This is a genomic window from Emticicia agri, assembly GCF_004168285.1.
Lineage (GTDB): Bacteria > Bacteroidota > Bacteroidia > Cytophagales > Spirosomataceae > Emticicia > Emticicia agri.
In genome coordinates this window covers 197,846-211,274 of sequence record NZ_SEWF01000005.1, presented here as the reverse complement: position 1 = coordinate 211,274, position 13,429 = coordinate 197,846, and the positions used below count along the sequence as shown (strand labels likewise).

General features: G+C 38.4%; 12 protein-coding genes. 9 read left to right on the top strand and 3 right to left on the bottom strand.

The window, feature by feature from the left end:
• Positions 1-28: 28 nt before the first annotated feature.
• From EWM59_RS05130 to EWM59_RS05120, 3 genes are all read right to left on the bottom strand, one after another.
• On the bottom strand, positions 29-1,444 hold the full coding sequence (locus tag EWM59_RS05130) for a carboxylesterase family protein (protein WP_130019869.1): 1,416 nt from the start codon (positions 1,442-1,444) through the stop codon (positions 29-31).
• Between the two features lie 147 nt (positions 1,445-1,591).
• Positions 1,592-2,218, bottom strand: a complete 627-nt coding sequence (locus tag EWM59_RS05125) for a hypothetical protein (RefSeq protein WP_130019868.1) — start codon at positions 2,216-2,218, stop codon at positions 1,592-1,594.
• Positions 2,219-2,717: 499 nt separating this feature from the next.
• On the bottom strand, positions 2,718-3,434 hold the full coding sequence (locus EWM59_RS05120) for a DoxX family protein (protein WP_130019867.1): 717 nt from the start codon (positions 3,432-3,434) through the stop codon (positions 2,718-2,720).
• A 258-nt stretch (positions 3,435-3,692) separates the two neighbouring features.
• Here EWM59_RS05120 and EWM59_RS05115 point away from each other — a divergent pair, with 258 nt between their 5' ends.
• From EWM59_RS05115 to EWM59_RS05075, 9 genes are all read left to right on the top strand, one after another.
• Complete coding sequence (locus EWM59_RS05115; protein WP_130019866.1) at positions 3,693-4,946, top strand: hypothetical protein; 1,254 nt, start codon at positions 3,693-3,695, stop codon at positions 4,944-4,946.
• A gap of 41 nt (positions 4,947-4,987) precedes the next feature.
• On the top strand, positions 4,988-5,305 hold the full coding sequence (locus tag EWM59_RS05110; protein WP_130019865.1) for a low molecular weight protein tyrosine phosphatase family protein: 318 nt from the start codon (positions 4,988-4,990) through the stop codon (positions 5,303-5,305).
• Between the two features lie 105 nt (positions 5,306-5,410).
• Positions 5,411-6,328: a sugar phosphate isomerase/epimerase family protein gene (locus EWM59_RS05105; RefSeq protein ID WP_130019864.1), complete on the top strand. Its 918-nt coding sequence runs from the start codon at positions 5,411-5,413 to the stop codon at positions 6,326-6,328.
• A gap of 76 nt (positions 6,329-6,404) precedes the next feature.
• Positions 6,405-7,259, top strand: coding sequence for a sugar phosphate isomerase/epimerase family protein (locus EWM59_RS05100; RefSeq protein WP_130019863.1), 855 nt, complete (start codon positions 6,405-6,407; stop codon positions 7,257-7,259).
• Positions 7,260-7,581: 322 nt separating this feature from the next.
• On the top strand, positions 7,582-10,455 hold the full coding sequence (gcvP, locus tag EWM59_RS05095) for an aminomethyl-transferring glycine dehydrogenase (protein WP_130019862.1): 2,874 nt from the start codon (positions 7,582-7,584) through the stop codon (positions 10,453-10,455).
• Positions 10,456-10,653: 198 nt separating this feature from the next.
• Complete coding sequence (locus tag EWM59_RS05090; protein WP_130019861.1) at positions 10,654-11,820, top strand: NRAMP family divalent metal transporter; 1,167 nt, start codon at positions 10,654-10,656, stop codon at positions 11,818-11,820.
• Between the two features lie 93 nt (positions 11,821-11,913).
• Positions 11,914-12,495, top strand: a complete 582-nt coding sequence (locus tag EWM59_RS05085) for a hypothetical protein (RefSeq protein WP_130019860.1) — start codon at positions 11,914-11,916, stop codon at positions 12,493-12,495.
• The gene (locus tag EWM59_RS05080) at positions 12,488-12,775 is read left to right on the top strand and encodes a winged helix-turn-helix domain-containing protein (RefSeq protein ID WP_130019859.1); all 288 of its coding nucleotides are present in this window, start codon (positions 12,488-12,490) and stop codon (positions 12,773-12,775) included. The genes EWM59_RS05085 and EWM59_RS05080 overlap by 8 nt, the downstream gene beginning before the upstream one ends.
• Positions 12,776-12,818: 43 nt before the next feature.
• On the top strand, positions 12,819-13,361 hold the full coding sequence (locus EWM59_RS05075; RefSeq protein ID WP_130019858.1) for a hypothetical protein: 543 nt from the start codon (positions 12,819-12,821) through the stop codon (positions 13,359-13,361).
• The last annotated feature ends 68 nt before the right edge of the window (positions 13,362-13,429 follow it).

Sequence of the window (13,429 nt, the reverse complement as noted above, 5' to 3'; positions counted from 1 at the left end):
GAAGAGGTATACACCTCTACAAAACACACTATTTTTTCCTCTGCGCAAACAACCATTGTAACAACCCCGGTGTATCACTTACCTCATTCCAGATATTGTGGGCTTTGTCGGAATATTCGGTGTATCTAGGGTTTCCTCCTGCTTTTTTCATCGCCTCAATCATGACACGGGAACCAATTACCGGAACATTTCTGTCATTGGCTCCATGAAAAGCCCATACAGGTATATCAACAATATTTTTAGCCACCGAAGTATTGCCCGCACCCGAAATTGGAATGGCCGCAGCAAATAGTGTAGGACGTGTAGAGATAAAATGCCATGCCCCATAACCTCCTAAAGAATTGCCTGCTACATAATACCTGTTTGTATCAAATGGAAGTTTTTGTTGTAATGAGGCAATGGCTTCAAAAACCAGAGAGTCAATAGCAGGAAAATGAGGGATACCACCCCAGGTAGCGCCTACCGGACATTGAGGAACAAAAAGAAAAGCAGGGTATTTAGTTCTGTTTTCGGGTTTTGAAAGCAATGGTACAGGCAATGACGCAACAACCTGACGGGCATTATCCATCCCACTTCCTGAACTCCCGTGCAGGCATATGACTAATGGATACTGCCTGGTTGAGTCATAGTTCAGAGGTTTCAATAAGCGATACCGGAGAGTATCCTGATGATTGTTTACATAGATTCCTGCTTCAAATGGCTCTGCTATTTTTTTGAGATGAGTGTCTGCACGTCTGGCATTTTTGCTGATGTCCATACTATCTAAAACTAAAATTGAAATGAAATAAAGCCCGCCCATTGCTATGATCACTGCAGCAAAATTAATCGTACCTACCCACGATTCCTGACCAGCATTAGGTTTGTCTGTACTTATTTTCTTTTCTTCTAAAAAATGGAAAATAAAAGCAATGGGTACCAGTGTTCCTGCCAATCCTACCCATTGTTCTATACGCCCAAGTGTACCACTCAGCATAAAACTGGTAGAGTTAATAGACCAGATAATAGCTGAAGTCATAATGATTCCTTCTATCAATAACACAATTCCGGCCATTCGTAGCCACCGATTTTTACCTGTACCGGAACTGAGCAGGCTGATGGCATATAATATACCGGCTCCCAGAGAACCGATAATAGTTATGATATGATAATTGAGTATCTCTTTCGTTTGCATGAGTTGCAGAAAAGAGAAAAAATGAAAGACAGAAACTACTATGGATAGTATAAGTGCCCGGAAAACAAAAGTATGCTTATAGAAATGATAGTATTTCAGTAATATTATTGACCAGACCAGCCATGTCAGAAACTCGAAAGTAAACCACCCACCGATTGATGGCAGGTTACTCGCTTGTATGCCGAGTATCAGATACAAAATGCTTTTAAATAAGATAAGAACAGTGTATATAGCAGCAAAGACAATGGCAGAAGAATAAAAACTTCGGGTCATAAAATGGAATATGGTTGAATAAGTCAGGATATGGGAAAGATAACAAGACTATTTCAATCACAAAATAATTTGTTGAAGCAAATAAGAGTAGTAACTATTTTTCAGATGAATAGCACTACTCTTAATAACTCTTTTGTCAGCAACCTTTTACAAGGGTTTTAGCTTTACACTGATAGTTAAAGGCGTGGCGCTACCTGTTGCCACATTAGCAGTATAATTACTGATTTTAAAGAATCCTAAGCGTCCTTTTTTGTCTTTAAAGCCGAAGACTTTTCCGGTTGCGGCATCAGTAGTTCGGTTAGTTACATCAGCCGAACCATACATTTCATCGAATTTGATTTTGTAGTTCTTTACTACCCTTTCAAAATCAGCAACTGTTTCAACAGAATCAAAGGCAGCTACCGACATTTTGTTATAATACTCAACATTTTCGACACGAGAATCAGTAACAGTACTAAACGCACTTACATATCCGGTTCGGGTTGACATCTGTTTTACATTTTCAAAAAAACGACAGCTACTACAACCTCCTCCATGATAATTGTAAGCAAAATCAATCTGGTCTGAAACAGCAACGGCTTCTGTTTGAGAGTAAACTTTTCCATCTGATAGACTAAAAAAGCCTTTACGGGAAGCAACAATATTTCCGGTATTGGTTCCGATAATGCTTTCGACTGTAAATTCAGTTTTGTCGACAGGCACTGGTGCAGGGTCAGAAGATTTACAACTGCTCAGGATAATAAGCCCAAGCAGTAAGACTTGTGAATTTTTCATAGCTATAAAATGTAAATTTAAAACAGCTAATCAACCTCAATGGCTAATCTTAGCTGAAAAGTTTATGGTTTTTGTTTGTCCGTTAAACAATTAAACAAAGTTCGTCAAAAAGTAAAGTGATTCCATGAGTTTTATCAGTATTTTACTAAGTGGTAAAAAGGGTTTGTATATTTATAGTGCTTTTTGTAATGATTTGTATACAATAGAAGACCTGCCTTAAAATAAGTTTTGGGTACCAATATTAACCTATAGCTTTTATATTTGAATAGCCAGCAATACGCTAAAAGCAGGTGTTTCTACATTGTTTTGCGTTGAATTAAATCATTTGAATATGAAAGAACTATCCTTTCGGTCTTTATGCTGATACAATTAGGCTGAAAAACCGAAACTTTATCAAGCTAACGATTCAAAGATTGAGTAATGGCATATTGATCTGGGAGAAAATAATACGATGGCTGGCAAACTCAAAGTAGGATATTTGATTATAATGGCCTCATAGCTATTCCTTCCTTTTTTTAGCTGTATGGTATTTTTCTAAACATTTTTCAAGCGGTTTGCCCTGGTTGTGAATACAATCGCAGAATTCTTCACAGGCTTTTTTATCACTACCTGCACAGCCATTGGTGCATTCAATCAATGAATTTCCTGGCCGGATGTCAAACAAAAAAATGTTAATGATTATCACCGAAGCAATAGCCAGAATCACACAACCAAAAAATATGAATGGAAATTTGTTGGTAGAAGATTTCTTTTGTGTTTCGATATTCGCTTCTTTGATTTGGTTAAACGGTAAAATATATTTTATGCGGTCATAATGCCAGAATAGCAAATACAGGTTTGCCAGAAGCATTAAAGTTACAATACGAGTGCCCTCAAACCGGGTAGCATAAGTAAGGATACAAATATTCAGAATGATAGGAAAATAGAGCAGTGCACCAAGAATTGCCGTTCTGGGAATTATTAATAAGAGTGCAATCAGCAACTGTGAAACACCTATAAAAGTATAATAAAACCCTGTATGGTGTAAGGCTTCAAAATAATTACCTAACGGATGATTATTGGATAGGGCTGTAAACCGTTCGCCAATGGTTTTTACCCAACCTGACGGAATAAATCCTAAGGCTAAAGTTATGCGACAGAAAACAGTAAACCCACGAAACCATTTATTCCCTTTGGCTTCGGCATAAAATTTCTCAAGTCTGGTAAATGTAGCCATATATACAAGGCTAACAAGAATGACCTGCTTATTAACCTTATTCAAATTAACGAAAAAATAATTAAGTGAGAAAAGTGCAATGGCGCTAATACGGTCTTTCTCTGGCTTATTATAAGTTGCCGTTCGATTTAATTTTATATCATTTAAAAGAGTTAATAACCGAATACGAAAAAGTTTCGTTAATTTTAGTTTGTAATCCTGCGTTTGTTAAAATTTAAACCTTTCAGAATTTTTGCAAACCTTTTCATTTCATTTCCGATGAACAACGAGCGTTTTTATATTGAAAAATGTAAGGAAATAGTGGAGACTCAATTATCCTGGGGCGATAGTGCACACTGGCAGAATCAGGATTTTGAGGAGTTAAGCGAGTTGATTTTTGCCAAAACAAAAGTTTCGTTGAGTAACTCAACACTCAAAAGGATTTGGGGAAAGGTAAAATATGACAGCACACCAAATCTTGCCACGCTTAATGTACTGGCGCAGTTTATAGGCTACGAAAACTGGAGAGAGTTTCTGAAAAACGGAGCTATAATATATGAGCAACCGTTCACCCTTGATGAACCTGAGCCAACCATACGTACGGAGTATGTTCCGAAAAAATTCAATTGGGGATTAGTAGCTACGGTAATTATACTTTTTACCGGGGTTTTGTGGGCTTTCCAAAACAAGTCTAATGGTCTGACATATCGCAATATTTATTTTACAAGTAAGCCTGTTGCCAAGGGATTGCCCAACACGGTTATTTTTCAATATAACGCCGCAGATTCTAATGCCGACTCGGTATTTATCCAGCAAAACTGGGACCCTTCACGACGCTTTAAGGTAGATAAATATAAGCATGAGTACACCAGTACTTATTATGCTCCCGGTTATTTTCAGGCAAAACTGATTCTGAATAATACGATAGTAAAAGAGCATGATTTATTTATAGAGTCAGATGGCTGGTTGGGCATGATTGATAAAGAACCGATTCCGGCTTACTTATTCAGACATGAGATAGAAAAAATTGATGAGCATAAGCCTTTGAGAATAGACGAAAAGGACTTTGAAAGTTTAGGTATTGATTTGAATAAAGAAAAGCTGTGGTCGAGTATTCATAAAGTTTCCGGAAAGAACACGGTTTCAAGCGAGCATTTTTTAATGGAAACTGAAGTAAAACATACTTTTTCGAGAGGGGAAGGAGTTTGTCAATACACCAGAATTGTATTATTGGGTACCGAAGGTATTATTGCTATTCCTTTAAGTATTAAAGGTTGTGTAGGAGAGATACACCTGAATGTAGGTGCGAAAACGAGAGAGGGCAGAACGAATGACCTTTCAGATTTTGGCGTAGATTTTCAGGATTTTGTAAAGGTAAAATGCGAAGTACAAAACCAGAAAATCAAGATATGGGTTGGTGAGAAACTTGCCTATCAGGGTGATTTTACAAAACCTATCGGTAAAATAGTAGGTACACGTATCAGGTTTATGGGTACTGGTGTAGTGCGGTCTTATGATATAAAAGAAATTTAACCCTCTGATAGTTAGTTAAAAAAATTGTGGACAAATAATTAATGAATCTTCTTTTTGTATGCAGTCGTAACCAATGGCGTAGCCCCACTGCTGAGGCTATTTTTAAAAACCATGCCTATCATCAGGTGAAATCGGCAGGTACGGAACCCAGTGCCCGTACCAAACTGACTGAGAAACTCTTACAATGGGCTGATGTGGTTTTTGTGATGGAGAAAAAACATAAGCAACGTATTCAACAAAAATTCCCTCACCTTGTTAATGAGAAGGAAATCATGGTATTAGATATTCCTGATGAATACCAGTTTATGGACGAAGAACTCATCCTATCGCTGAAAACAATGGTTTCGCCTTATTTGTAAATTTTTTTTAATGTTTTATTTAAGTAATCAATTGACAATTAGTAAATTTAAAGATTCAACCAAACGGACATTACCGTTATCTATCAAAAACCTATCAGTATTACTATGAAAAGACGAGACTTCTTACAAAAAGGAGCTATGGCTCTTGCAGCCTCCACTGCCTTATCTCATGAGTTATTTGCAGCAAAAAAGAAAGGTGAAATGGTGGGTGTGCAACTCTACTCAGTGCGTGATGATATGAAAAAAGACCCAATGGGCACTTTGAAAAAAGTGGCTGATATGGGTTATAAAAATGTAGAACACGCCAATTATGTAAATGGTAAATTCTACGGATACTCACCTACAGAGTTTAAGAAAATTCTGGACGATTTAGGCTTGAAAATGCCGAGCGGTCATACAGTAATGGGCAAACAACACTGGGACGAGTCGAAAAATGATTTTACTGACCTTTGGAAAAAAACAGTAGAAGATGCCGCCATTTGCGGACAAAGATATGTGATAAGCCCCTGGTTAGATGTAAGTCTGCGTAAAGACATGGATAGTTTGAAACGTTTTATGGATGTTTTCAATAAATCAGGTGAATTATGTCAGAAATCAGGAATGAAATATGGCTATCATAACCACGATTTCGAGTTTAGTCTTAAATTAAATGCTGTACCGGTTTATGACCTTATTCTGCAAAACACAGACCCTAAACTCGTGATTCAACAATTGGATATTGGTAATATGTATGGTGGTGGCGGAAGAGCCGCTGATTTGTTGAAAAGATTCCCAGGTCGTTTTGAGTCGATGCACGTAAAAGATGAGATTGCCGTAAAAGGAACGGCAGAGGGAGCCGGTGAAAAATATGAAAGTGCTGTGTTAGGTACAGGTATTATCAATGTAAAAGAAATCATTGATATGGGTAGAAAATCTGGCGGTACGGTACATTTTATCATAGAGCAGGAATCTTACCAAGGCAAAGCTCCGTTAGATTCTATCAAAGAAGATTTAGAGATAATCAATAAATGGGGATATAAATAATGACGAATTAGTGAATGGTGAATTAGCGAATAGCATTATTCACTAATTCACCATTCGCTATTCACTAATTAAATTTATGAACCGACGAAATATTATCAAAGGGATAGGGGGAGGCATGATGGCCTCCTTTTTCCATAATGAACTGTTTGCTGCAACAGACAATCAGTTTCGCGTTGGTGCCTGCGACTGGTCTATCAACAACACCGGAAATTTAGGTGCGATGGAAATGGCGAAGCGTATTGGCTTAGATGGCGTACAGGTAAGTTTGGGTTCGGCAGAAAACAATATGCACCTACGCAATAAAGACGTGCAACAAGCCTATAAAGCATTGGCCGATATTTTTAAAGTAGGTTTTACAGGCTTAGGTATAGGGGAGTTGAACAATATACCTTACAAATCAGATAACCGTACCGACGAGTGGGTGTCTGATAGTATAGATGTTGCCAAAGCATTGGGCGTCAAAGTAGTTTTATTAGCCTTTTTCTTTAATGGAGATTTGAAAAATGACCCAAAAGGGCAGGAGGTCGTTATCAAAAAATTCAGGCAGGTAGCACCTAAAGCCGAGAGATTGGGTATAACCTTGGGCATAGAATCATGGTTGAGTGCCGAAGAACACATGAAGATTATAGATGCTGTAGGCTCAAAAGCCATCAAATGTTATTATGATGTTGCGAACTCTCTGCAAATGGGGTATGATATTTATAAAGAGATTCGTTGGTTGGGTAAGCAAAACCAGATTTGTGAATTTCATTTCAAAGAGAATGGTTACCTTTTAGGCAAAGGTATGGTGGATTTTATGGAAGTAAGGCGCTGTATTGATGAAATCGGCTATACCGGCTGTGTGCAAATAGAAGGTGCAGTGCCTGAAGGAAGAAGCATGTTTGAAAGCTATCTGCAGAATAATGAGTTTGTGAAGGGATTGTTGAAATGAGAGGAATTTTCGAGTGTCGATTGCAGATTGTCAATTGATTTAATATCCTATTCGACAATCTGCAATCAAAAATCGACAATTTATCTATCACTCTACTAATTTGATAGATATTTTTTCTAAAAAATGTAAGGCCATTAGGTAAAACTAAAGCTAAATTGTTTCTTTCTAATAAAAATTATCTGCTATTCAAGTCAATTGTTTCGACAACTAATTTCTAATTTTATTATATTTGCAGAACAATCTGGAATGTACTTATTGTTGTATTAGCAATAGTGCATTTACCGCTGCGGCGGGTCGTTCAATAACACATTTTAACTTCCCGATGAAAATCAATCTCAATACTCAAGAATCCTTTGAAAGCCGACACCAAGGCAAAAGCGAAAATGACTTACAGGCAATGTTAAAAACCATCGGAGCCGATTCGCTTGAAACACTCATCAATCAAACAGTTCCGGAGCAGATTCGTCTGCAAGCACCTTTAAATTTGCCAAAAGCTAAATCAGAAGCTGATTTCTTAGCTGACTTTAAATTGCTGGCACAAAAAAACAAGATTTTTAAATCATACATAGGTACAGGGTATTATGATACCACAGTGCCGAACGTTGTTCTGAGAAATATTCTCGAAAACCCTGCGTGGTACACGGCTTATACTCCTTATCAGGCAGAGATTGCTCAGGGTCGTCTGGAAATGCTGCTGAACTTTCAGACAATGGTAATTGACCTGACAGGAATGGAAATTGCCAATGCCTCTTTATTGGATGAAGCCACGGCAGCAGCAGAGGCTATGACGATGTTGCACAATATCCGTCCGGCTGCGAAGAAAAATGCCAATACTTTTTTCGTTTCAGAGCTTTGTCATCCACAAACCATTGATGTGGTATTAGGTCGTGCAAAACCGCTGGGTATCAGAGTAGTAGTAGGAAACCATGAAACTTTCGACCTGACACAAGAAGAGGTATATGGCGTATTGTTGCAATATCCGGCTACTAACGGAGAAGTATATGATTATACAGACTTAATCACCTCGGCACATGAACTGAATGTAACAGTAGCCGTAGCAGCCGATTTATTAGCCTTGACCTTACTAACCCCTCCGGGTGAAATGGGTGCTGATGTAGTAGTGGGTTCAGCGCAACGTTTAGGTGTGCCTATGGGCTATGGTGGCCCTCATGCGGCTTACTTTGCTACTAAAGATGCTTTCAAACGTCAGATTCCGGGTCGTATCATAGGCATATCGGTAGATGCACAAGGCAACCGTGCTTTACGTATGGCCTTACAAACCCGTGAGCAACATATCCGCCGTGAAAAAGCTACTTCTAATATCTGTACTGCTCAGGTACTGCTATCAGTAATGGCGGCGGCCTATGGCGTCTATCATGGCCCGCAAGGCTTGAAAAATATAGCAGCCAAAGTTCATGGCCTAACGAGACTATTTGCCGAATCAGTAGAAGGACTGGATTATCAGTTATTGACTCATAATTATTTCGATACCGTTACGCTTCATACAGAAGATAGCACCGCACTTCGTGCCATTGCTGAAAGACAAGGCGTAAATTTCAGATACCTTGACCAAGGCAATGTAAGTATCTCTTTTGACGAAACCAAGACTCTGGCTGATGTTGAAGAATTATTGAAGATTTTTGCAGAAGCAAGCGGAAAAGAGACAACAATTAATCTGAAAAGTGAGATTGATGTGGTTTTTGCCCCAAGTCTGAATCGTACTTCTGCTTATATGACTCATCCGGTATTCAGTAGCTATCATACCGAACACGAGATGTTGCGTTATCTGAAATCATTGGAAAACAAAGATTTGTCTTTGGTACATTCCATGATTTCGTTGGGAAGTTGTACCATGAAACTCAACGCCACCGCCGAAATGATTCCGGTTACCTGGCCTGAGTTTGGGAAGATGCACCCATTTGCACCACAAGAACAAACACAGGGTTACCAGCAGTTATTTGAAGAGTTGAATGACTGGTTGTGCGCCATTACAGGTTTTGCCAGAATGTCGCTACAGCCTAATTCAGGCGCACAGGGCGAATATGCAGGCTTAATGGTTATCAGAGCTTATCATGAAAGCCGTGAAGAGGGGCATCGTAATATTGCCCTGATTCCGTCGTCGGCACATGGTACTAATCCGGCATCGGCTGTGATGGCAGGTATGCAGGTGATTGTAACCAAATGCGACGAAAGAGGAAACATAGATGTAGAAGACCTGAAAGCCAAGGCAGAGCAATATGCAGACAGACTCTCTTGTCTGATGGCTACTTACCCATCAACACACGGTGTTTTTGAAGAATCAATCAAAGAAATCTGTGCCATTATTCATCAGAACGGTGGACAGGTATATATGGATGGAGCCAATATGAATGCACAGGTAGGCTTAACTTCTCCTGCTTCTATAGGAGCAGACGTTTGCCACCTGAATCTGCATAAAACCTTCTGTATTCCGCATGGTGGGGGTGGTCCGGGTATGGGGCCAATTGGTGTAGCTCAACATCTGGTGCCTTTCTTACCCAACCACAAAGTAGTACCTGTATCGGGTTATGATGGAGTTCATGCTATTTCGGCAGGGCCTTATGGTAGTGCCAGTATCCTGACTATCTCTTATGCGTATATTGCTATGATGGGCGGTGAGGGATTAACCAATGCCACTAAATATGCGATTCTGAATGCCAATTATATCAAGGCCCGTCTGGAAGAAAAATATCCGATTCTCTATACCGGAAGCAACGGCCGTTGTGCGCACGAAATGATTGTAGATTTACGCCCGTTCAAATCATCGGCAGGCGTAGAAGCAGAAGATGTAGCCAAACGTTTGATGGACTATAATTTCCATGCCCCAACCTTGTCGTTCCCGGTTGCAGGAACTTTGATGATTGAGCCAACAGAGTCAGAATCAAAAGCAGAACTTGACCGTTTCTGTGATGCCATGTTGACTATCAGAGAAGAAATCAGCGAAGTAGAAGCAGGCAATGCTGACAAAGCGAATAATGTATTGAAAAATGCCCCACATACGGCAGCAGTAGTATTAGCCGAAAACTGGGATAAACAATATACCAGAGAAAAAGCAGCCTTTCCGTTACCCTACGTAAAAGCCAACAAATTCTGGGCAACCGTAAGCCGTATTGACTCTGCTTATGGGGACAGGAATTTAGTTTGCGCTTGCCCTCCGGTGGAGGAGTATGAAGGGTGATTTTAGGATATTTGATTTTATAAAGAAAGGCATGGCTCAGTCATGCCTTTCTTTATTATAAAAAATTATCAAACCTTTTCTAATACTGGGAACAATTGATAACTTGCTGATAATCAAGTAAAAACCTATATATTATTACTTATTAGCATAAAAGCAGTTCGCTTCCTGTTCAAAATAAAAGTTTTAACCTAATCACTAATGACAAAAAATAACTACAAAGGAGCTATTACAGGTGCGGCTTTTCTGATGGCAACTTCTGCCATAGGACCTGGTTTTCTGACTCAAACTACTGTTTTTACAGGTCAACTATTAGCAAGTTTCGGCTTTGTTATTTTATTGTCAATTCTGTTAGATATTGCAACACAGCTAAATATCTGGCGAGTAGTAGCTGTCAGTAACAAAAGAGCACAGGATTTAGCCAATGATTTAGCTCCAGGGCTTGGCTATTTATTAGCTTTTCTGATTGTAATCGGAGGGTTGGCTTTTAATATCGGAAATGTAGCAGGCGCAGGCTTAGGCTTTGAGGTACTTTTTGGGATAGATGTAAAAACTGGAGCAGTGATCAGTGCTATTATAGCAATAGGGATATTTTTATCTAAAGAAGCAGGCAAAGTAATGGATAACTTTGCTAAAATTTTAGGATTTGCTATGATTGTCCTGATTTTATATGTAGTATTTGTAGCTAAACCGCCGGTTTTGGATGCTATACACCACACCATTATCCCTCAAAAATTTGATGCTTTAGCTACTATCACTCTCGTTGGCGGAACAGTAGGTGGATATATTACCTTTGCAGGTGTACACCGCTTAATTGATGCCGGAATAGGCGGGCAGGAGAATCTACCTCAGATTAATAAAAGTGCATCTACAGGTATTTTAGTAACGGCTATTGTACGTTATCTGCTATTTTTAGCTTCTTTAGGGGTAGTAGTAGCAGGATTTAGTTTAAGCAAAGATAATCCTGCGGCTTCGGTATTTCAGCAAGCAGCAGGAAATATAGGTTATAAAATTTTTGGTATTGTTATCTGGTGTGCAGCTATCACCTCGGTAGTAGGGGCAGCCTATACTTCCGTTTCTTTCTTTCGCACCTTTCATCCGGTCTTCGAAAAATTTCATCAGCAAATCATAATTGGCTTCATTGTTTTTTCAACCATTGTTTTCGTAGTAATTGGTAAACCGGTTGCTGTTTTGGTATGGGTTGGCACACTCAATGGTTTTATTTTACCTGTGGGTTTAGCCATTATTTTATTAGTGAGCAGGCAAACAAGACTAATGGGAACCTACAAACACTCAATTTTTCTCCAGTTTATTGGTTGGATAGTGGTGGTAGCTATGCTTGGTATGGCAATTAAGTCTTTTATCTGATATGGTAAAAAATTATATAAAGTTTTTTTACGTATTAATTTGGTTTATAATATAAACTACTTTATAATTGTGGAAGATTTATTAATACAAACTATGGAAGAAAAACCAATTACTCAGAATGAAAGTCTGCTCATCATTGAAAGTATGATAGAAACGACAAAAAAAAGAATAACAAAGCTCGATAGCTATTACTCATTGATGTGGGGGTATCTGGTATTGATTGCCAGTTTTCTGAATTACTATCTGCTCAGTGCAGGCTATGGTCAGCAATCTTATTTAGCTTGGTGCCTTATGATTTTAGGCGCAATAGCCAGTATTGCCTTAGGGTTTAAACAAAAGAATGAACAGAAGATAACGACTTATTTCGATAAAGTACTGATATTTCTCTGGTCAGGATTTGTGATTTGTATTTTAATTTTAGTTTTGAACATGCAATTCATCAATTTCAAAATTATCCCCTTAATTTTACTACTCTATGGTATTGCTTTATTTGTTAATGGAGGAATGTTGAAATTCACGCCACAGATTGTAGGAGCCGTAGTAGCCTGGATAGGTTGTTTAATTGCTTTCAGGTTAGAAATGATGGAGCAGTTATTAGTTACAGCAGCAGTTGTAGTAATTGCTTATATCATACCCGGGCATATTTTGTATAATAAGGCACAAAAAGATGTTTAACGACTTAGACCCTCTTATTCACTCGCAATTACGTTTGGCTATTATGTCTATTTTGGTAGGGGTAGAACAAGCCGAATTTGTATATCTGAAAGAAAAAACCAATGCAACTGCCGGAAATTTAAGTGTGCAGTTGGAAAAATTGCAACAGGCAAATTATATCAGCATCGAAAAAACATTTAAAGGCAAGTATCCACTTACTATCTGCAAAATAACAAATCAGGGAGCAGAGGCTTTCAGCAAATATGTAAAAGACCTGCAAGTGTATTTAAGAAGTAACTAATTTTTTTATTAATCAAGTTTATATTGTAAACTACTTTATGAATATGAAGAATTACATTGTTTTTTTGCTAATACTTTTTTTGTTGGGTGTTGGGTTTACACCTATGGCACAACCTACTTTAAAACCAAGCCCCAAATTGTTGGAAGCTATGAACAAAACTTACTTTCTGGTCGGAAAATGGAAAGGAACAGGCTGGATTCAGTTTGGTCCTCAGAAACATAATTTTATTCAGACAGAGAATGTCTCATTAAAAGCTAATAATACTGTTGTACAGATTGAGGGTAGAGGAGTAGCTGCCGATGATACCAATACGGTGATTCATCAGGCTTATGCTACGGTCTCTTATGATTTGTATAATAACAAGTATCTGATGAGGGCTATCAGAGGCGATGGAGGACACGTTGATGCAGATTTTACTATACTGGCTGATGGAGCCATTGAATGGAAATTTAAGAACCCACAGGCGGGCGAGATTAAATATACGATTCGTTTAGTAGATAATAAATGGGTTGAAAAAGGAGAAATCAGCAGAGACGGACAAAACTGGATACATTTTTTCGAAATGTCGTTAGCTAAAGTTAAATAACTTGCTGTTAAATTTTTCGTTTTTTTTATAGCCAATCACCTCTGCGTATAGGTTTTTATTGTATTTTT

Bases quoted from the DNA above. Each gene is read 5' to 3' on its own strand.
- EWM59_RS05120 (WP_130019867.1), bottom strand. From the start codon at position 3,434: ATGGCTACATTTACCAGACTTGAGAAATTTTATGCCGAAGCCAAAGGG.
- gcvP (WP_130019862.1), top strand. From the start codon at position 7,582: ATGAAAATCAATCTCAATACTCAAGAATCCTTTGAAAGCCGACACCAA.
- EWM59_RS05105 (WP_130019864.1), top strand. From the start codon at position 5,411: ATGAAAAGACGAGACTTCTTACAAAAAGGAGCTATGGCTCTTGCAGCC.
- EWM59_RS05125 (WP_130019868.1), bottom strand. From the start codon at position 2,218: ATGAAAAATTCACAAGTCTTACTGCTTGGGCTTATTATCCTGAGCAGT.
- EWM59_RS05080 (WP_130019859.1), top strand. From the start codon at position 12,488: ATGTTTAACGACTTAGACCCTCTTATTCACTCGCAATTACGTTTGGCT.
- EWM59_RS05100 (WP_130019863.1), top strand. From the start codon at position 6,405: ATGAACCGACGAAATATTATCAAAGGGATAGGGGGAGGCATGATGGCC.
- EWM59_RS05130 (WP_130019869.1), bottom strand. From the start codon at position 1,444: ATGACCCGAAGTTTTTATTCTTCTGCCATTGTCTTTGCTGCTATATAC.
- EWM59_RS05085 (WP_130019860.1), top strand. From the start codon at position 11,914: ATGGAAGAAAAACCAATTACTCAGAATGAAAGTCTGCTCATCATTGAA.
- EWM59_RS05115 (WP_130019866.1), top strand. From the start codon at position 3,693: ATGAACAACGAGCGTTTTTATATTGAAAAATGTAAGGAAATAGTGGAG.
- EWM59_RS05110 (WP_130019865.1), top strand. From the start codon at position 4,988: ATGAATCTTCTTTTTGTATGCAGTCGTAACCAATGGCGTAGCCCCACT.
- EWM59_RS05090 (WP_130019861.1), top strand. From the start codon at position 10,654: ATGACAAAAAATAACTACAAAGGAGCTATTACAGGTGCGGCTTTTCTG.
- EWM59_RS05075 (WP_130019858.1), top strand. From the start codon at position 12,819: ATGAAGAATTACATTGTTTTTTTGCTAATACTTTTTTTGTTGGGTGTT.